Source organism: Leptospirales bacterium (assembly GCA_019694655.1).
GTDB lineage: Bacteria > Spirochaetota > Leptospiria > Leptospirales > Leptonemataceae > SSF53.
The window spans coordinates 199,423-218,503 of record JAIBBN010000003.1 but is presented as its reverse complement, the minus strand read 5'-3'; the positions used below and the strand labels follow the sequence as shown (position 1 = coordinate 218,503).

The window sequence follows — 19,081 nt, the reverse complement described above, 5'->3', positions numbered from 1 at the left end:
AAAGTTCAATCCGATGTCCGCCAGCCTGCTGGAGAAGGCGCCAATCCTGCGCACCCTGCGCCCCGACCGACGCGATTGGTATGTAATTGCCATCTGTGGCGCCCTGTCGCTGGGCGCTGGCATTGGCCTGTATTTGAATTCGCGCTCGCACGGACCGGGCTCTGGCGAGCGAGTCGGTACGCTGATCGTCCGCCGCAATATCGCACAGCGCAAGTATGGATCCCAGGCTATCTGGGAAGCGCTGGAGGATGAGGTGCCGATCTACAACAATGATTCGATTCGGACGGGGGACTACTCCCTTGCGGAAATCGTACTCAATGATCAAACGCGCATCAAGGTCGATGAAAACACGATGATCGTCGTCTCCGTTGGAGACCGCACCAACATCAATTTCGCCTATGGCTCGCTGCAGGCCGACCGCGGCGCCGCCGGCGGCGGCGAGGTAACCATTCAGTCAGCCAACCAAACCGTAAGCGTCGGTTCCAGCGACGTGCAGCTGGCGCGGCGCGATGACCAGCAGGCGCTAGATGTTACAGTACGCAGCGGCCAGGCGACAGTGGCCTCCGCCGATGGCCAGGCGCAATCGTTAGGCGCGGGCCAGCGCGCCACCGTGTCGCAGGGAGGCGCGATTGAGGTTCGCCCTATACCCTTTCAGTTGCAGAATCCGCCGGCCGGGGCCAGCTTCTTTGTGAACGAGGGCGGCGCCAGTCTGCGCTTCGAGTGGCAGGGAGTTTCCGGCGAAGCCACGCTCGAAGTAAGTCAGCGACGCAATTTCCTGCGTCCGGATTTGCGGCTGTCCAGCTCTGCGGGAAACGCAGCGGCATCGCTTGGCGCCGGCAACTATTACTGGCGAATAGCGGCGCGCAATGTGCAGAACGGCCAACTTGAATACAGCGAGGTGCGCCGCTTTAGCGTGCTGCGCAACGCGCCAGTGCGACTGCAGGCCCCCGCGGCGGGACGCGTCTTTCAGTATTCAGCGGAGGCGCCCTTCGTCAATTTCGCATGGAGCGCCAACGATCAGGCCCAGGAGTACGTTCTGGAAATTGCTCACGATGCCAGTTTCACAAATCTGGTTCGCAGTAAGAATTCCCCGCTGACCGGCCTTTCGCTGCCTGTGTCGGCCGGCGACTATTACTGGCGAGTGCGCAGCCTGGGCCGCGATGAAGCATCGAACACAAGTTCCGCTGCGCAAAGTTTTCGCGTGCTGCGATCCGAACGCGCGCCGCCGCCACAGCCGGCTCAACCTACTGAAGGCCGAAACATTCCGCAGGCCGTGGCCAGCCGGGGCATTGTTTTTACCTGGCGCCAATCCGCGGAACTCCGCGAAACTACGCTGCAGATTTCACGTTCCGAGTCCTTCGCCGATCTGGCTGCCAGCGCCGCCGTCCATGGCAGCTTTACACGTCTCAGCCAACCGTTGCCGCCAGGCGCTTACTTCTGGCGCCTGCGCGGTCGCGATGCCGGCGGACTGGAAACAGAATTTTCAAGTGTTGCCAGATTTGCGATCAGCGCTGGCGGCGCCTTGCGCACTCAGTTGCCAGCGGAAGGGGCCGAACTAAGCCTCGATGAAATTCGCGCCGATGGCTGTCTTTTTCAATGGCAGCGCACTGAGGGAGGCGGCCGCTATGTGCTGCGACTGAGTCGTTCCCGGGATATGCGCGCGCCTCGTGAGGAAAGCGTCAGCGGGGCCAGCCTGCGTCTGAACGATCTTGGCGAGGGACAGTGGTACTACCAGGTTGCATTGACGGATGCCGATGAAGAAATTCTGCGCAGCGAAGTAGTCGCCTTCCGGATTACCGATGTGCCAGCGGCGCCGGAGATTCTTGCGCCAGCGCCGGACCAAAATGTCAATCTGGCGGATCGCGATGGGCTGCACTTGCGCTGGACAGCTGTTCGCAATGCGACTTACTATGATGTGACCTTGACGCAATTGGGACGACGGCCGCGGCCGGCGCTGCGGACTCGCGTCAATGGACTGGAATTCCAGGCCCCGCCTTCGCCCGAGCTGCTCAGCGGCGACTACAGCCTCAGTGTGCGAGCCTGCCGCACAGCGGCGCGCAATGCTTGTTCCGCGGAGGCTGTCCGCCGCTTCCAGCTGAGCGCCCCGGAGGAATTGCCGCCGCCGGAGTTTATTTCGCCGCCGACCCAGTACGTTGTGCCTGAATGAAGATTGTAAAATACATATTTTTGAGCTCCTTGTTTTCCAGAGCGCATGCTGTGGCGCTGGCGCTGCTGCTGGCGTGGAGCGCAGGCGCCGCAGTCGAGGCGCAGCCCGGGGCTGCGCCAGCGCGCGGCGGCGAGATCGTCATCCGCTGGCAGGCCCTGGCCGGCGCCGCCGCTTACCAGCTACAGATACGGCGTCGGGGGGAGGAAGCGCCCTTTGTCGACGAACGCCTGCGCGACAACGCCTTTCCAGCGCGATTGACGCCTGGGCAATACGAACAACGCTTGAGCGCCATCAATCAAGCGGGACGACAGGGACCCTGGTCGGCCTGGCGCGAGCTTGAGGTACGCGCCAGTCGTCGTCCCGTGATCGGGGCCCTCCAACCGCAGGGAGCAAGCGAATCCGGCCAACTACAGCGCGTCACAATTCAAGGCCTGTACTTCACGCCGGAGAGCCGGATCATCATCCGCAATCAGAGCGAGCAGCAGTCTACCCTCGTTCCGGCGCGAATGACCGCTCCCGGCGTGCTGGAAACGGAACTGGATCCGACCGTCTTGCGCGATGGAAAGTATTCGCTGGTCATCGAGAATCCCCGCGAGCAGCGCAGCGAACTGGCAGCGGCCGTGGTCATTGCCGACGATCGCGTCTCGGTACCCGAGCAATACCAGCAACCTTCCGCCGAGTTTCGACGGCAGCAGCAGCAGGCGGCCCAGGAGCAAGCGGCAGATGAATCACAGCGACAGTTGAGTGCGCCGGAAATCTGGACTTCGATGGCGCCGGGTCTGCCGGCCTTGTTTCGCGGCGAGTATCGCAACTCCTCGCTCTGGGGCGCGGCCTTTCTGGCGCCCGTCGGCGGAGTGCTGCTGGAATACAACGCCGGCGTCGCCGCGCGCAACGCCTATAAGAATGACCCGCTGACGCTCTTCGTTACCAACCCGGCGCTGGCCCAGGCGGTCGGTTCGCAGGCCGGCAGCATCACCAACAGCGCACTTGGATTGATTATCTACCAGCATTCGGCAAACCAATCGGCGGCGCGTGCGACCTACGCACGTCATCAACAAAACCAGATCTTTCTGGCGGGACTGGCCGGCGTGGTCTATCTGCTGCACTTCTATCTGGAAAGCGGCGAGGCGCTCTTTGACAGCTGGTTTGGTTATCAATCGGCGGAGGCCGCGGCAGAGTTTGCCGCAGCGGCATCGCCATGGCTGAGCGGCCGCGCAATCTCGTCGTTCCATGACGCGCAGGGCACTGGCTACGACGAGCTTTCCCGGCGTTCGCAGCTTTATCAGGCGCCGGACAATAGCCTGCTGAGTCCGCTGCTACTGCTGCATTTCTGAGGGATCGACGCGACGTCCGACCTTCGCCCGGGCGCTGAGATCTTCGCCCAGCAGCAGGTTGACGCTTACGTTATCGCCGCGCACAATGCTTCCCTGCAGAACGTTCACGGTGACTCCGCCGCCGTCGATGACGCCGCGCATTACATTGATCACGACGCCGCGCGTTTTATCGCCGCGAACGTTGCCCTCCAGATAGTCGATGCTGACATCACGGCAGTCGATCAGATCGCCGCGCATGTAACGAAGTTGCCGTTTTTCCGGCGAACGGTAGAGATCGCGCGGCTCCAGATTTCCAATGTGAATGTTGGAATGCGGGGCTTCCGTCTCCGGGCGGGCGCAGCAAGCCAGGACGAGCAGACACAAAAAAGCTGAGCGAAGTATCATCAGGTCCAGGCTGCGCAGCGACGCTGCATCGACGACGAAAAATCAATTTCCAAATCGCCGAATTGATTCGGTAATTCGACCGGAGAGATCCTTTTCCGCAAAGCGCTGCGCCGCCCGTACCGCATTCTTGAAGGCGCGAGCGTTGGAACTGCCGTGGCCGATCAAACAGTTGCCATTCACGCCCAGCAGCGGGGCGCCGCCATACTCGCTGTAGTCCATGCGCGCTCGAATCATTTGAAAGGTAGGCTTGAGCATAAAAGCGCCCGTCCGTCCCAGCGTGGTGCTTTCGATTTCGCGCCGCATCAGGCCAAATATGGAGCGCGCCAGTCCTTCCGTTGCTTTGAGCACAATGTTGCCGACAAAGCCATCGCAGACCACGACATCCGCGGTGCGTCCGGTTCCTCCATAGAGATCACGGCCTTCAATGTTTCCGATAAAGTTGTAGGGCAGCTTCAGCAGTTCGCGGTGGGCAGTCTGTGTGGAATAGTCGCCCTTCTTGTTCTCCTCCCCGTTGGAGAGCAGCGCCACCCGGGGATTGACCAGGCTGAGGATTTCGCGCGCATAAACCTCGCCCATGATGGCAAATTGGATCAGCCACTCCGGCTTGCAGTCGACATTAGCGCCGCTGTCGATCAACACTGTCGCGCCGCCGTCCTGCCGCGGCAAAGCTGTCGCAATCGCCGGCCGTTCGACGCCTTCGATGCGACCCAGTTCCCAGAGCGCGGCGGCCATCGTGGCGCCAGTATTGCCGGGAGAAAAAAAAGCCGATGCCCGCCCCTCTTTGACCAGCCGCGCCGCTACCATGATGGAGGCGTTGCGCTTCTGGCGTACGGCGCGAGCCGGCGACTCATGCATTTCAATTGTGCCTTCGGAATGCGCGACCTGAATATGTTCAGGATCTCCCGGAAAGCGGGCCAGCGCTGCGCCAACCTGCGCCTCATCGCCGACCAGAAGGACGCGGCTGCCAAATTCGCGCACTGCCTGAATGGCGCCATGAACCGCCGTATCCACGCCCAGTTCGGCGCTCATGCAATCTACTGCGATCCACACGCGCACATTGGCGCGGCCCTTGATTGCCTGGTAAACCAGATTTCTCTTCCCGGCCTGCGTCAGGCCTCAGGAAGAGCGGTCGATAGCTTATTCCGCCGAGCGCTGCTTGGGCGGCAGGACCACGCGGTTCTTGTACCAGCCGCAAGAGGGACAGACGCGGTGCGGCATAATGAAGCTGCCACAATTCTTGCAGGCCGCCAGGTTGGGGCGGCCAATGGCATGATGCGCCCGACGCTGGCGGGTCTTCTGTTTGGAGGGTTTTCGCTTGGGAAGCGCCATGGTATCCTGCTCGAAAGGGACACTTTTCACAGAGGCAGAGGGCTGACAAGCGATTCCGAAGCGGATGGTTGACAGGTTGTTGCCAGACGGCGCTTTGACCGGGATGTCTCTGGCGGCCCAACTGGAAAGTCTTGCCCAGGAAGCGCAACGGGCTTTGGAGCAGGCCTCCAGCCTGGCGGCGCTGGAGGAGCTTCAGCATCGCTTGCTTGGCAAGAAGGGCGAACTCAGCGAATTGCAGAAGTCGCTGCGCGATCTGCCGGCTGAAGAACGGCCCGCTGCGGGCCAGGCCGCGCATCGCGCCCGCCAGCTGGTCGAGGAAACGCTCCATCTTCGACGCGAATCGCTGAAGGCGGCGGAATTGCGCTCTCGCCTGGCGGCGGAGCGCTACGATGCGCTGCGCCCGCTGTCCGCTCCCATTGGACGGCTCCATCCGATCACGCGCATGCAGATGGAAGTCGAGGATATTTTCAGCTCGATGGGCTTTGAGATCGTCGATGGCCCGGAGGTCGAGACAGACGAAAACAACTTTGGAAAACTAAACTTTTCTGCGGACCATCCAGCGCGCGATATGCAGGATACGATCTGGACCAGCGACGGCAACTTGCTGCGCACGCATACATCCCCGATTCAGGTCCGCGCCATGCAGGTGATGCAGCCCCCCTTCCGCATGATTGCCCCCGGCCGCGTGTATCGTTACGAAGAGATCGATGCTTCCCACGAAAACACCTTTCACCAGGTGGAGGGCATGCTGGTCGATCGCGAGGTTAGCGCCGCCAATTTGATCTTTATCATGAAGACCTTTCTGTCGCAGGTCTTTGAGCGCGATGTCACGGTACGACTGCGACCGGGCTACTTTCCCTTTGTTGAGCCGGCCTTTGAACTTGATATCCAGTGTCTGATCTGCGGCGGCAAAGGCTGCCGCACTTGCAAGCAGAGCGGCTGGATCGAGCTCTTGCCCTGTGGCCTGGTGCACCCCAATGTGCTGCGCTCGGGCGGCATTGATCCCGCGAAATGGTCGGGATTTGCCTTTGGTCTGGGCCTGGACCGCCTGGTGATGATGCGTTACGGCATTGAGGATATCCGCCATTTCCTCTCTGGCAATCTGCGCTTCCTGGAACAGTTTTGATGTTGCGACGGTCTGCAATCTACGGAAGCCTTGCATCGTGCAGCGGACGCTGCACGACAGAGAGGCCGACGCGCGCAGCAGGCCAGGCGCAACGCGCCGCGCTGCTGGCAGCGAAGCGGCCCACAGGCCGCGGCCTGCGCAGCGATCATTCTCGGTTCCGCGCAACACAGGAGGTGTTGCGACGGTCTGCAATCTACGGAAGCCTTGCATCCTGCAGCGGACGCTGCACGACAGAGAGGCCGACGCGCGCAGCAGGCCAGGCGCAACGCGCCGCGGTGCTGGCAGCGAAGCGGCCCACAGGCCGCGGCTTGCGGAGCGATCTTTCACAGTCCCGCGCAACACAGGAGGTGTTGCGACGGTCTGCAATCTACGGAAGCCTTGAATCGTGCAGCGGACGCTGCACGACAGAGAGGCCGACGCGCGCAGCAGGCCAGGCGCAACGCGCCACGCTGCTGGCAGCGAAGCGGCCCACAGGCCGCGGCTTGCGCAGCGATCATTCTCGGTTCCGCGCAACACAGGAGGTGTTGCGACGGTCTGCAATTTACGGAAGCCTGAATTCGTGCAGCGGACGCTGCACGACAGAGAGGCCGACGCGCGCAGCAGGCCAGGCGCAGCGCGCCGCGCTGCTGGCAGCGAAGCGGCCCACCGGCCGCGGCCTGCGCAGCGATCATTCTCGGTTCCGCGCAACACAGGAGGTGTTGCGACGGTCTGCAATCTACGGAAGCCTGAATTCGTGCAGCGGCCTCTGCACGATGCAGAGGCCGCTGCACACTATAATATGAAACTCTCATGGAACTGGCTGAACGACTACGTCGATCTGAGCGACGTAGGTCCCGAAAAAACTGCTGCTCGTCTGACGCTTGCGGTTTGCGAAGTCGACTCAGTGGAATCGATCTTCGCTCATCTCAAGTCCGTTGTGGCAGTCAGGGTCGAGTCGGTTGAGCGACATCCGGAGGCCGATCGGCTCTCGATCTGTCAGGTATCCGCCGGCAAGGAGCGCCTGCAGATTGTATGCGGCGCGGCAAACGTTCGCGCCGGTATGCTGGCCGCGCTGGCCCCGGCGGGCGCAACTTTGCCGGGCAAAGAGGGCGTCGCAATTGCAATCAAGACCTCGCGTATTCGCGGCGTCGAGTCCAGGGGCATGCTATGCTCGGCGCAGGAACTTGGCCTGGATCGTTTGTTTGGCGAAACCGACGGTTTGCTGGATCTTGAGTTATGCTGCAAGCAACAAGAACTCAAGGCGCCGACGCCTGGCAAGGATCTGGCTGCAGTACTTTGCCTGGAAGATACTGTCCTGGATATCGATAATAAGTCGATTACGCATCGACCCGATCTCTGGTGTCATTTTGGATTTGCTCGTGAAATCGCCGCGCTCTTTCACAAGCCGCTGCGCTTCGATCCGCTGGCGGCGCAAAAGCCAAAGCGGCCGACCGCCAGCAGCAAGAGCGGCGTCAAACGCATCGAAATTGAAGAGGGGGCGGCGCACGCCTACTTCGGCATGTACGTCGACGGCGTAAGCGTGAAGCCTTCGCCGTTCTGGATGCAGGCCCGCTTGCTGGCCGTCGGTCAGAAGCCCATCAACAATGTTGTCGACGCCTCAAACTACGCGATGTTTGAGCTTGGGCAGCCTAACCACGCCTTTGACGCTTCGCTGTTAAGGAACGATTCGGTGCTGGTCGCCAGCGCCTCCAGAGCCCGCGACCTGAAAAACTTCACTGCCCTGGACGGCGTGGAGCGTGCGCTTCCGCCGGAAGCCATCATCATCTTCGATGGCAAGGCCAGCGCAAAAACGGCAGTGGCCATCGGCGGCATCATTGGCGGATTGCACTCCGGCATTGCGCCGCAGACCACGCGCCTCTTTCTGGAATCGGCCTGTTTTCCTCGAGAGCGGATTCGCGCTGCAATTTCGGCGCTTGCACTGCGCACTGATTCTGCCCAGCGTTTTGAGAAGGGTCAGGATCCGTCCAAGGCGGCCCCGGCGCTGGGGCGCATTGTCGAGCTCTTGCGCCATAGCTGTCCGGACTTGCAACCCGGCGCCCTCAGCGGCGCCGGACCGCAAAAGGAACGACGCAACAGGATTCGGCTTCGACTCAGTTTTCTACAGGCGCGACTGGGCTTTGCGATCAGCGCAAAGCAGGCAGTTGATACCTTGCGGCGTCTGCACTTCGAAGTCAAAGCGCTCGCCGGCAAAGACCCCGAGTTACAGTTGCTGGCGCCTGCCTTTCGATCGCAGTATGACATTACCATCGCCGAGGACATCGTTGAGGAACTCGGTCGCGTCTTTGGCTATGACAACATAGCGCCGCGGGCGCCGCAAGCGCCGGTGCAGGCCTTGAAGCCCAATCGTGATCGCAGCCTGGCGCGCAAACTGCGTTTGTTGCTGGCGGCGGCCGGCGGCTACAGCGAGGTATACAACTACAGTTTTTCCGCCACAGAAGATAACCTGATCGTCGGTCGACGCGGGTTGCAGTTGCAGAATCCGGTCTTTGGCGATCGACCGGAATTGCGCGTCTCGCAGATTCCAGGAATCCTGCGCCAGGCGGCCCAGAATGAGAATCGGTTTCCGGAATTCAAGATCTTCGAATTTGGGCGCGTCTTCTTGAAGGACGGACGAGCTGCAAACAAGGCGCGGCTGGCGGAGGAAGAGCGGCGAATCACCCTGCTTTATTCGCTGCCGGATCGTAACGATTCAGATCTTCCCCTCGATCAACAGAATGATTTCGTGCAGTGGAATGAAATGCGACTGCTGCTGGATCGACTGTCTGCAGAATGCGGAGTCGCGCTGCAATGCGCGATTGTCGAGAGGCCGCAGGATGCAGCGCCCTACCTTCATCCCGGCTGCGCCATCAGCCTGCATGCCAGCAGCGGCGAATTGCTGGGCTACGCCGGCATCCTGCATCCCGTATTTCAAGATCGCTTTGATCTGCGTCGGCGGTGCCTGATCGCCGATTTGCACTTTGACGCCTTCCTGACCGCGCACCTGCTGGAACGCAAGAAGCGCGCCTACAGCCCGCCATCTATTTTTCCAGATTCCGCGTTCGAACTATCGCTGCTGCTGGATGAGAAGACCGGCAGCGAGGTTCCTTTACAGGTACTCCGTCAGCTGGCCTTGCCTGAATTGCGCAGCATGCGCTTACTGGCGATCTACCGCGGCGCTCCGCTGCCGGCGGCAAAGAAGTCGGTCAGCTATGAGTTGCGCGCATTGAAACAGGATGGAACGCTGAGCGGCGAGGAACTCCAAATGTTATTGGAGCGTTGTGTAGCAGCGCTGGCCGCCGCCGGCTTTCCCCTGCGCTGAATAGCGCACGGCGCGCCTTAATCCGCCGTGCAAAAAAAAAGCGCCGACGAATCAACCGCCGGCGCCTCATTGTTGCCAGGAACGTTCGACGCTTATTTCGGCGCGCCAGCTGCTCCGCCTGCTTTCTTGGTAGCAGAAGCAACAGTGGTCTGCACTTGCGATGCGAAGCTGGTCGCGGCGGTATTCACCTGACCGGCTTTCTCCTTGATGAAGGAAGCCAGTTCTTCGAAACGCGAGTTTACATCTTTGATGCGGTCTTCACCAACCACAGTCTTGAGTTGATCAAGCACCTGGGTGTAGTTCTTTTGCGCCTCAGAGAGCACTCGCTCGAAGTTAGCCTGCGCCTGGCTGGCCACATCGTTCAGACCCTTGATGGTATTGTCCAGAACCTCGCGAACCTTTTGCGCGGCTTCCGAATTGTCCGCTGCGCCTTTGCTTTTCAGATCTTCGAAAGCCTTGGTGATGGCCTGGATCGCAGTCTGGAAATTTTGTTCTCCAACTTTGAAAAGACCGATGCCGGCGTTCAGAATATCCTGAATGTTTTTCTCGAGCATGGACGTCCTCCTGATCTCCACAGTCGCCGGCTTGGCGCCGGTCATTTGTGCGTTGCACCATAAGCTAGTGCACCGCATTAGGAGGCAAGCACTTTCCTGGTGTTTTCACCTGGAGTCCGAAAAAAAAATGGCAGAGACCTCAAGCGATGCATGTGACAGAATGTTTGACGGACTTGCCGGCCCCCCCCCCGGTGGCTAATTTCATTCAGCCGCGGACTGTGCGCCGCGCATCCCAATGTTCCGGGGTCTGTGATGGATAAAGCCAAACTCGACAAGTACCGGCAGCGATTGTTGGAGGCCAAAGCCGAAATCCTCCGTGAATTGGAGATTGAACGCGAATACATGGTCTACAATGATCAAGGCGATCTTGTGGATCTGGCCGACGGCGTAATCAACAATGAAGTCCTGACCAAACTCTCGGACATGGACATTGAGAAGATCCGCCTGATCGATCTGGCTCTGGACAAACTGGACAAAGGCGTTTACGGCGTCTGCGAGGGTACGGGCAAGAAGATCCCTGAGGCCCGCCTGAACGCAATTCCCTGGGCGCAATACACCATCGAATACGCCGAGCAGCTAGAAAAGAACCGTCGCTAAAGCCCTGGCGGCTCTGCCTGCGGAAATGGCTGGCAGAGCAAGGCCCCTTCCATAATTTATGTCTCGCGCTGATTTCGGCGGCAGCGCCGTCGACAGCTGAAATCGGAGACAGGGATCGATCCGCGCCGGCCTGACGGCGCCAGGCAAGATGCCCGAACACTATGGCTCGCGAACAACAGAAAGGCGCCGCTCACGAAAAAGCGCGGCATGATTACGACCCCGGCAAGATCAAAGTGCTGGAGGGTCTGGAGGCGGTACGCAAGCGCCCCGGAATGTACATCGGAACGCAGGATCACAGCGGCCTGCACAAGATGGTCTACGAGGTCGTCGACAACTCGGTCGACGAACATATGGCCGGCTTCTGCGACGAAATCCTGGTGCGCATCCTGCCCGATAATATCATCGAAGTATACGACAATGGACGCGGGATTCCCGTTGGCATCCATCCTGAAAAGAAAGTATCCACCCTCGAAGTCGTAATGACCGTGCTGCACGCTGGCGGCAAATTCGAAAAAGAAGCCTACAAGGTATCAGGCGGTTTGCACGGCGTGGGCGTTTCAGTAGTCAACGCCCTCTCCGAATGGCTGGAAGCGGAAGTTCACAAGGATGGACAGATCTACAAGCAACGCTACGAACGCGGCGTGCCGAAAGGACCGGTGAAGCCGATCGGCAAAACGGAGCGGCACGGTACAGTAGTACGATTCAAGCCGGATGCTGGAATCTTCACCACTACGGAGTTCAAATTCGGTCTGCTGTTCCAGCGATTGCAGGAAATGGCCTTCCTGAATAAGGGTCTGAAAATTCATCTGGTAGATGAGCGCAAGAAACCGGTCCGGCAGGAAGAATTTCACTACGCGGGCGGCATCATCGAATTTGTTCAACGCTTGATCGAAAAGCGGAAGATGCTGCACAAGAAGATCATCTACTTCGAAGGCGAGAAGGACCACGTTGTCGGCGAGTTTGCCCTCTCCTATACGGAGAATCAGAGCGAACAACTCTTCTGCTTCACAAATGGCATCAATAACCTGCTGGGGGGGACACACCTCGAGGGATTTCGCACAGCGCTCACCCGAACGTTGAATGAGTATCTGAAGAAAGACGAGAGTATGAAAAAGAAACTGGGCGGCGCCACGCTGTCCGGCGATGATGTGCGCGAGGGCCTGGTCTGCGTTCTGTCGGTTAAGGTTCCCGAACCGCAATTCAACTCTCAAACCAAGGAGAAACTGGTCAATGCCGAGATCAAAGGCATAGTGCAGCAGATCGTCAATGAGAAGCTCACGCTCTTTTTGGAAGAGAATCCGGGAGAGATCCGGCCAATTCTTGAGAAGTGCATTCTTTCTAACCGCGCTCGCGAGGCCGCCCGCAAGGCGCGCGAGATGGTTACCAAGCGCAAAGGCATTCTGGAGGGCGGCGGTCTGCCGGGCAAGCTGGCCGACTGTTCCGAGCGAGATCCATCGCGCTCAGAGCTATTTATCGTCGAGGGCGATTCGGCCGGCGGTTCAGCCAAGCAGGGACGCAATCGCAACAATCAGGCTATCCTCCCGCTCAAGGGCAAGATCCTGAACGTGCTTAAGGCGCGCGATGATGCCATTCTGAACAATGACGAGATCAAAACTCTGGTTACGGCGCTGGGCATTGGTTTTGGCGAAGAAGGCTTCACGGAAGGAAGGCTGCGCTACCATAAGATCATTATTATGACCGACGCCGATGTCGATGGTTCGCACATTCGCACGCTACTATTGACCTTCTTCTACAAGAAAATGCGCCCGCTGGTAGACAAAGGCTATCTCTTCATCGCCCAGCCGCCGCTCTATCTGGTTAAGAATGGTAAGAACCAGGAGTATGCATTCACCGATGAGCAAAAGGAGCGTTTGCTCAAAAAGTTTAACAGCGACAAGACCATGGTTCAGCGTTACAAAGGTCTCGGTGAAATGAATCCGGAGCAGCTGTGGGAGACCACCATGGATCCGGAACGGCGGGTCATGTTGCAGGTGAAGCCGCTGGATGAGGATACACTGCAGCTGGAAGCTGTGGAGCGAACCTTTGATGTCCTGATGGGCGATGATGTCGAGCCGCGCCGCCGCTTTATCGAGAACAATGCCAGACTGGTTGTAAACCTCGATCTGTAAGCTCATGGATACACAGGGCGCGAGCAGCAGCCGACAGACGGCGCTTCGGCAGTCTGGCAAATGGGCGCCCCTGCTCTTCGGGACCTTAGCCCTGCTGTGGGGCTTTACGCAGATTTCGCCGCGGCACGTTTTTACCAACGATGCCATGATGCGCTATCTGCAGAGCGAATCCATTCTGCGCTATGGCAGCCCGGCCATTCATCATGAGCTGGGCGAGCTTGACGCCGAGCTGCGCTACTTTCCGCTGAAAACTGGCAATTATCTGGCGCGCCAGCCGGATGGCAGCTGGCAACCGGTCTTTCCTCTGGCCTATGCCTGGTTTGGCGCCGCCCTGTTTTCGTTCGGCGAACGGGCGGCCGGGCCGCTGGCCAATGGTCTGATCTTTCTGGGCTATCTTCTGGTCCTGGCAAGGGCCTGGCGCCTGGCGTGGCCCTCGCTACTGGCCGCCGTTGTGTCGACTCCCCTTCTGATGCATGCCGTAGATTTTTCCGAAGCAATGCCGACACTGCTGCTTTCCGCATCTGGCGCCTGCTTGATGTTACGCGCCAGACAGCAGGGCCGCTACTGGCAGAGCTTTGTCGGCGCCGCGCTGGCAGCCGCCGTCTTTGCCTTTCGACCGGAGGCGCTTTTCTGGCCAATGGCCCTGGGTGCATTACAGTCCATCGATGGATTCTGGAATCGCGTCCGGGGATCTTTACTGCACACTCTGGCGGCCTTCAGCGGCGCTGTGGCGATGTTGACCGCCATCGCAATTTTTCATTTCTTCAGCAGCGGTTCGATACTTGGCACAAAGATTTCGGGCGCCCTGGAGTTGGAACACCTGTTTAATCTGCAGCAGCGCGGCGCAATTGTTCAGAGCATGTTGATTGGCGCCAGTAAGCTGGGCGAGTTTCAGCCGGGATTTTTTGGTCATTCCCCTTTCCTGGTCCTGATCTTTGCTCCGGCGCTGATACCGACCTTGCGTAAGCGATCGCGGCCCGTTTTCCTGAGTTCGGTTGCAGCGTTGCTGGCGCTGATCCTGATTCTGATTTCCGCGCCACATGATGGCCAGTGGAGCTGGGGTTCGCGATACCTGTTGAGTCTGCTGACTCCAGCTCTGGTCGCTGTAGATCTCTGTGTCCTGCAGATCTATGAAGAAGGCCAGCGCCGGCGCCCCTGGCTGCAGGGGGCCCTCACGCTGGCGCTCGCTGCCAGCCTCGTCTGGGGAAGCTGGCAATTGCGGCGCGGCATATCAATCATGCGCGGCGCCACACACACCATGCGAAATTACGATCGCCTCTGCCGCAGTGCGGCAGGCGAGCTGGCGCTATTTGACAATCCAACGGCGGCGTTGCTCTGGGGACCGTGTGTACTTCGCTTTCATGATTTCTTGCTGGAACGAGCTGCCGATGCGCCGCTCTTGTTGGGCGAATTGAAACGTCGCTATCCTGGCATGGAACTGACCTACTTCCGCGCGCCCTACCTCGAAGGGGCGCTGGCCGCTGAGGGACGACCCAGACCGGCGGATGAAACGCAGCGCATCGAAGCCCTGCTGCGCCGCCAATTCATCTTTGTCGCTCGCAGGGCCGACGTCGATACTCAATCCTTCGTCTTAACCTTTCGGATTCCGCGCTAGGCATGGGTCGCTGGCGCTCGATTGTCGCTATCTTGCTTTGCCTGTCGGCTGCCGTTCATGCCTGGCAATTGCGCTGGCTGTGCGACGATGCGTTCATCAGTTTTCGCTACGCCCGAAACCTGCTGCGCTACGGCGAGCTGGCATTCAACCGCGGCGAACGTGTGGAAGGCTACACCAACTTTCTGTGGACGGTGTTACTATCCGGAGGCATGGCCCTGGGTGTTGCTCCAGAAACCTTCTCGATTGCAATGGGCATTGCGGCGTACGCGTTGTTGCTCTGGCTGAGCGCGCAGACGGCGCAGCAGGTCCTTGGTCGTCACTGGTTGCTGGCAGTGCTGCCGCTCGTCGTCCACCAGCACCTGAGCCTGTTTGCCACTTCGGGGCTGGAGACGATGGCTTTCACGCTATTCGTCAGCGCCGCCCTGTTTGATTTCTCTCTCGGCCGCGCTCCTCTCTGGCGCGGTTTTCTGCTGCTGGCTTTGGCCGGACTGCTACGCCCGGACGCAATGGCGCTCTATGGCGGCGCACTCGCCGGCATGCTGCTTCAGGCGCTGCGAACAGCGCCGGGATCGCGGCCGGCGGTGCGCCGGGCGGCGGCAGCAGGCGAAGCTCTGCGACTGCTTCGGCTGCAGGCGCCAGCAATGTTGCTCTTTGCCGCTTACTGGATCTGGCGCTGGCAGTACTTTGGGGCATTGTTTCCCAATACATTCTACGCAAAATCTGCCGCTCAGGCTTACTGGCGGCAGGGCGCTGCCTACAGCGCCGCATATTATGGCAGCTACTGGATGTTGCCAGCCTGCGCTCTGCTGGTGCTTTTGCTGGCGCTTTATCGCCGGCTTGCTGCAAAGGAGCGCGTAAGGCAAATGCCAGCTGCTTCTTCAAGAGCTGAGAACGCCTGCGAAGAACGCATTGCTCCCGTAGCCGGCGCCCTGCTAGCGTGGAGTCTCTACGTCGTATGGATCGGCGGCGATTTCATGTTTGCACGCCATTTGGTGGTAATTGCACCACTGAGCTATTTCCTGCTGGCGCGGGCCATGCTCTGGAGCGTACATTACTTGCGCGAGGCAAGGAGCTGGACGCTGGCGTTGACCGTCCTTGTGACTGCAGCAACAGCGCTGCGCGCGGACCCCTATCGCTTCCAGCCGAGCCGGAATTGGCTCTGGGGCCTGGGAATCGTCGAAGAGTCGGCAATCTACTCGCGAACTGGCATGCAACGCAACGCGATCTGGCTGGAAAGCCTGTCGCCTCTGATTCAGCGGAGCGGCGCCCGACTTGCCTTCTGGGGGGCCGGGGCGCATTTGATCTACTACCTTGATCCGCTATTTGCTGTGGAGGCTTCTACCGGTTTGACCGAAGCGAAACTGGCTCGCCAGAACCTGCTCCAACGGGGACGAATTGGTCACGAGAAGGCGGCGAGCGTTGCCTATCTGCGCGAGCGCGCCGTTGATCTATCGCTCTATCCGCCGCCGCCAGAACGGGACTTCGGCTGGAATCGCCTTCGTCTGCAGGGCATGCCGGCCGATTTTGAAATCATCCGCTACCGTCCGCAGGTCATGGAAAAGCTTGCAGAACACAGGGAGCTGCAATTTGTAAATTTTCCTGAATATCTGGATCAATATATGAAGCGAAATCACGCGCTGCAGGAACTGCAAAGGGATGCAATGCATTTCGAGGAATACTATTTTGCAGCGGTATCGGACCAGGCGCGCTATCGACGCTTGCAGGCGTTGCTGCAGGCGGCCGAGCGCTGAACTATCAGAGACTGCGACGACGCCCCAGACGCTTGAGCAAGTAGACGCGATTGCCATTTCCTAAATAGCGAATCCGATCGAAGGCGTGGGAAGTAAGCTGAATGCCGCGGCCGTGCGGAGTATCATGATCCGGACTGCGCTGCAATCGCTGGCGCCAATCGAATCCATTCCCCTGATCCTCAATCAGGAAAATTACGCGCAGCGGATTGAGCGAATAGTGCACGACAACGCGACGCTGCCGGTAGCGATCATCCTGCTGACGCGCGCGAATGAATTTCTTGTAGTTGCCAGCGGTTAGTTCGCGCGTCTTTTCATCGAAACTGATCGCCAGGTTGCCGTGTTCAATGGCGTTGACCAGCATTTCGCGCAGCCCAAAGCGAACGCCGACAACGTGACTCTCCTCCAGATACTTTTCCAGATTGCGCACCAGTCGTTGTGATAACTCCTCGGCGCTGACCATGGAGTTGCTCAGCACATATTTCTGCCGTTCCGAAACAAAATAGCGCAGCAGGCTATCTTCAACGACGCTTGACAGCTTGCAGGTCAGTTCGACTTCCCCGTTGCGTTCGGCGGCATCGACGCGCAGGTGCAGCTCGCGCGGTTCGCCGGTGTAATGCGATAGCAAGCGCACCTTCAGCCAGAAGGGCGTCCGATTCTGCCGGCAGGTTTCCAGCTTCTCTTTCAGCAGCTGCTTGCTGGTAATGCCGGACGCCTCATCGCGATCCAGATAAACCAGATCCATCAAAGGACGACCGCGCGCAACCTGCAGCGAGATGCCCAGCAATCGATGGAGGTTGCGATTGGCGTCCAGAATGCATAGATTGGAATCCAGACTGAGAATGATGTCGCTGGCGCCCTCAATCATCGATCGGTAGCGGCTTTCGGACTCGGCCAGCGAGCGATTGACCCGATTCAAGTCCTCCATGCGCTCATTCATCTGGCGGTTGAGCAGATCGACTTTCTCAATCGCCCGAACAAAGCGGCGCGCCAGGATGACGGAAACGACGCCCAAAAAGAGCAGCATGGCATAAGGCGTAAGTTCGAGACGGTCCCGATAGTAGCCGGCGGCAACGATATCAACGATGCCAGCGGCGGCCAGCGGCGCGGCGCCCAGGATCAATTGCAGCGAGGGCGACGCCAGAGCCGCCTGCGCCGAGAGTCCCTCGGGCGTGCGCGCGCTGCGATAGGCGCCCTGAACCAGGAGCGCAATATAGTACACTATGAACAACGGCGCGGTGATTTGCCATAGCGGAATGAGAAACTCGGCGTAGTGCGGCGGCCCGACCGCCATCAAGATCGCCAGCAGTCCAAAATAGATGACGCCAACGCGCGATACGGAGGATATACGGCGCCGTTCGATCAGCAGCTCAAGGGCGATGCCGATCAAGGGCGTCAGCAGCGCCAGCATTCCATTTTCCACGCGCTCTGTTATAGCCAGCGGAGCATAAAAAACTTCCCGCCAGATGCTTCGACTGAAGTAGTAGAGAGCCAGTACGATCGAAAAGAGACCAAAATAGATACTGGCCTTCTCGTCGCGGCGCATTGCAAACAATGCAACGTGAAAGAGCCCGGTAAAAAAGAAGAGCATCAGCAATCCAAAGCTGAATCGAAGCGACAACTCGGCATCGCGTTCGCCGCCCGCCTGTAGTTGATGGGTTCCCGGCTCTGGCAGGCCGGTGGAAAGCAGGCGCAGGTCGCCGCGGAACCGAAACACCAGCAGGTTGCGCCCGACTTGCTGCCAATCCGGAGGAATCGCCACCGAAAGGCGGTGTTTCCAGACCGGTTTGGGGCAGAGCCTGGCATAGTAGGCCGCCGTTGGTCCGATGCCTTCCGCCGGCCAGCAACTGTGCAGGGCCCGACCGTTGAGATATATGATCCACTGCGATGAAATCGACTGCAATTCCAGACGCCACGGGCCCCTTTGCAATTGTTCAGCACTGAGGCTATAAGCCAGGACAGCGGTCATTTCCTGTGGCGCCGCTTTGCCAGGCCAGAGGCGCTCTGCCAGAGACGATGGCGCAGCCAGGGGCCAGTCGCTGGCCCGCAGACGCCTGCTCCCGCTTTGCGATGGCGGCGCACAATGCCAGTCGGGATTCTCTTGCAAGCTGTGCAGTTGGTCGGCCTGCGCTCCTAAAGCAAATTCACTGGCGGCGGCTGGCGACCAGGCTCGAACACAGGCCGTTTCGGCATTCAAGTCAATGGAAAGCGGGGTTGTCGGTTGAGCCCCAAGGCCGCACAATGCGCTCAGCGAGAGACCGGTCGCAAACCAGAAACAAGCCGCCCTCATCGGCGCATCAAGAACTACGCTGCGCGCGACTCAAGCAGGAATCAGAAGGACGACGGCCATCGCTGCAAGGCCTTCTTCGCGTCCCAGGGCGCCCATCTTTTCCGTGGTGGTTGCTTTGACGCTGACAGCGTCCAGCGGTAGATCAAGCAGGTCCGCCAGGCGCTCGCGCATTCTTTGCCGATGCGGCTTGATCCTGGGTTGCTCGCCAAGCAAGGTCAGATCGACATTGGACAGACCATAGCCGCGTTCCAGCATCTTCTGCAGACAATGCTGCAAGATAGCCGAGGAATCCATATTGCGCCAGGCCGGATCGGTATCCGGGAAATGATCGCCGATATCTCCAAGGGCCAGGGCGCCAAGAAGTGCGTCGCTCAGGGCATGCAGTCCGACATCGGCATCGGAGTGACCCTGTAGCGCCAGATCGCCCGGGATTTCGATGCCGCCGATCATTAGCGGGCGATTCCGATCCTGAATCAAGCGATGAAAATCGACGCCCTGCCCGACGCGCAT

Annotated in this window: 14 protein-coding genes; 8 read left to right on the top strand and 6 right to left on the bottom strand. The window is 59.5% G+C overall.

The features are described 5' to 3' along the window. Positions 1-13: 13 nt before the first annotated feature. Both K1X75_06810 and K1X75_06805 read left to right on the top strand, forming a co-directional pair. Positions 14-2,167, top strand: coding sequence for a FecR family protein (locus K1X75_06810; GenBank protein MBX7057761.1), 2,154 nt, complete (start codon positions 14-16; stop codon positions 2,165-2,167). Further along, positions 2,164-3,501, top strand: coding sequence for a hypothetical protein (locus K1X75_06805; protein ID MBX7057760.1), 1,338 nt, complete (start codon positions 2,164-2,166; stop codon positions 3,499-3,501). The genes K1X75_06810 and K1X75_06805 overlap by 4 nt, the downstream gene beginning before the upstream one ends. Here the strand turns inward: K1X75_06805 and K1X75_06800 are convergent. From K1X75_06800 to rpmF, 3 genes are all read right to left on the bottom strand, one after another. After that, the gene (locus K1X75_06800) at positions 3,484-3,885 is read right to left on the bottom strand and encodes a hypothetical protein (GenBank protein ID MBX7057759.1); all 402 of its coding nucleotides are present in this window, start codon (positions 3,883-3,885) and stop codon (positions 3,484-3,486) included. The two genes, K1X75_06805 and K1X75_06800, sit on opposite strands and share 18 nt — an antisense overlap. 42 nt (positions 3,886-3,927) lie before the next feature. Next, entirely contained in the window at positions 3,928-4,935 is a 1,008-nt protein-coding gene (gene plsX / locus K1X75_06795; protein ID MBX7057758.1) for a phosphate acyltransferase PlsX, read from the bottom strand. Between the two features lie 87 nt (positions 4,936-5,022). Continuing rightward, on the bottom strand, positions 5,023-5,214 hold the full coding sequence (gene rpmF, locus K1X75_06790; protein MBX7057757.1) for a 50S ribosomal protein L32: 192 nt from the start codon (positions 5,212-5,214) through the stop codon (positions 5,023-5,025). Between the two features lie 103 nt (positions 5,215-5,317). On the opposite strand from rpmF, the gene K1X75_06785 reads away from it, so the two are divergent. Together K1X75_06785 and pheT are read left to right on the top strand one after the other, a co-directional pair. Continuing rightward, positions 5,318-6,340: a phenylalanine--tRNA ligase subunit alpha gene (locus tag K1X75_06785; protein MBX7057756.1), complete on the top strand. Its 1,023-nt coding sequence runs from the start codon at positions 5,318-5,320 to the stop codon at positions 6,338-6,340. A 733-nt stretch (positions 6,341-7,073) separates the two neighbouring features. Continuing rightward, complete coding sequence (gene pheT / locus K1X75_06780; GenBank protein MBX7057755.1) at positions 7,074-9,638, top strand: phenylalanine--tRNA ligase subunit beta; 2,565 nt, start codon at positions 7,074-7,076, stop codon at positions 9,636-9,638. A 92-nt stretch (positions 9,639-9,730) separates the two neighbouring features. Here the strand turns inward: pheT and K1X75_06775 are convergent, their stop codons facing one another. Beyond that, entirely contained in the window at positions 9,731-10,237 is a 507-nt protein-coding gene (locus tag K1X75_06775) for a hypothetical protein (protein ID MBX7057754.1), read from the bottom strand. Between the two features lie 207 nt (positions 10,238-10,444). On the opposite strand from K1X75_06775, the gene K1X75_06770 reads away from it, so the two are divergent. The 4 genes from K1X75_06770 (at position 10,445) to K1X75_06755 (ending at position 16,284) form a co-directional block, all read left to right on the top strand. Next, positions 10,445-10,789, top strand: coding sequence for a TraR/DksA family transcriptional regulator (locus tag K1X75_06770; protein ID MBX7057753.1), 345 nt, complete (start codon positions 10,445-10,447; stop codon positions 10,787-10,789). A 161-nt stretch (positions 10,790-10,950) separates the two neighbouring features. After that, positions 10,951-12,918, top strand: a complete 1,968-nt coding sequence (gene gyrB / locus K1X75_06765) for a DNA topoisomerase (ATP-hydrolyzing) subunit B (protein MBX7057752.1) — start codon at positions 10,951-10,953, stop codon at positions 12,916-12,918. A 4-nt stretch (positions 12,919-12,922) separates the two neighbouring features. Continuing rightward, positions 12,923-14,533 carry a hypothetical protein gene (locus tag K1X75_06760; GenBank protein ID MBX7057751.1) on the top strand — a complete coding sequence of 537 codons (1,611 nt, stop codon included), beginning with the start codon at positions 12,923-12,925 and terminating at the stop codon, positions 14,531-14,533. A gap of 2 nt (positions 14,534-14,535) precedes the next feature. After that, complete coding sequence (locus tag K1X75_06755) at positions 14,536-16,284, top strand: hypothetical protein (GenBank protein ID MBX7057750.1); 1,749 nt, start codon at positions 14,536-14,538, stop codon at positions 16,282-16,284. Positions 16,285-16,288: 4 nt separating this feature from the next. Here the strand turns inward: K1X75_06755 and K1X75_06750 are convergent, their stop codons facing one another. After that, positions 16,289-18,571, bottom strand: a complete 2,283-nt coding sequence (locus K1X75_06750) for an ATP-binding protein (protein ID MBX7057749.1) — start codon at positions 18,569-18,571, stop codon at positions 16,289-16,291. A gap of 30 nt (positions 18,572-18,601) precedes the next feature. After that, positions 18,602-19,081, bottom strand: coding sequence for a 2-C-methyl-D-erythritol 2,4-cyclodiphosphate synthase (gene ispF / locus K1X75_06745; protein MBX7057748.1), 480 nt, complete (start codon positions 19,079-19,081; stop codon positions 18,602-18,604).

What these genes read in the sequence shown, in the direction of transcription:
- K1X75_06755 (MBX7057750.1), top strand. Translation starts at nt 14,536, where the DNA reads ATGGGTCGCTGGCGCTCGATTGTCGCTATCTTGCTTTGCCTGTCGGCT.
- K1X75_06805 (MBX7057760.1), top strand. Translation starts at nt 2,164, where the DNA reads ATGAAGATTGTAAAATACATATTTTTGAGCTCCTTGTTTTCCAGAGCG.
- ispF (MBX7057748.1), bottom strand. Translation starts at nt 19,081, where the DNA reads ATGCGCGTCGGGCAGGGCGTCGATTTTCATCGCTTGATTCAGGATCGG.
- K1X75_06775 (MBX7057754.1), bottom strand. Translation starts at nt 10,237, where the DNA reads ATGACCGGCGCCAAGCCGGCGACTGTGGAGATCAGGAGGACGTCCATG.
- K1X75_06810 (MBX7057761.1), top strand. Translation starts at nt 14, where the DNA reads ATGTCCGCCAGCCTGCTGGAGAAGGCGCCAATCCTGCGCACCCTGCGC.
- rpmF (MBX7057757.1), bottom strand. Translation starts at nt 5,214, where the DNA reads ATGGCGCTTCCCAAGCGAAAACCCTCCAAACAGAAGACCCGCCAGCGT.
- K1X75_06785 (MBX7057756.1), top strand. Translation starts at nt 5,318, where the DNA reads ATGTCTCTGGCGGCCCAACTGGAAAGTCTTGCCCAGGAAGCGCAACGG.
- K1X75_06800 (MBX7057759.1), bottom strand. Translation starts at nt 3,885, where the DNA reads ATGATACTTCGCTCAGCTTTTTTGTGTCTGCTCGTCCTGGCTTGCTGC.
- K1X75_06750 (MBX7057749.1), bottom strand. Translation starts at nt 18,571, where the DNA reads ATGAGGGCGGCTTGTTTCTGGTTTGCGACCGGTCTCTCGCTGAGCGCA.
- K1X75_06770 (MBX7057753.1), top strand. Translation starts at nt 10,445, where the DNA reads ATGGATAAAGCCAAACTCGACAAGTACCGGCAGCGATTGTTGGAGGCC.
- K1X75_06760 (MBX7057751.1), top strand. Translation starts at nt 12,923, where the DNA reads ATGGATACACAGGGCGCGAGCAGCAGCCGACAGACGGCGCTTCGGCAG.
- gyrB (MBX7057752.1), top strand. Translation starts at nt 10,951, where the DNA reads ATGGCTCGCGAACAACAGAAAGGCGCCGCTCACGAAAAAGCGCGGCAT.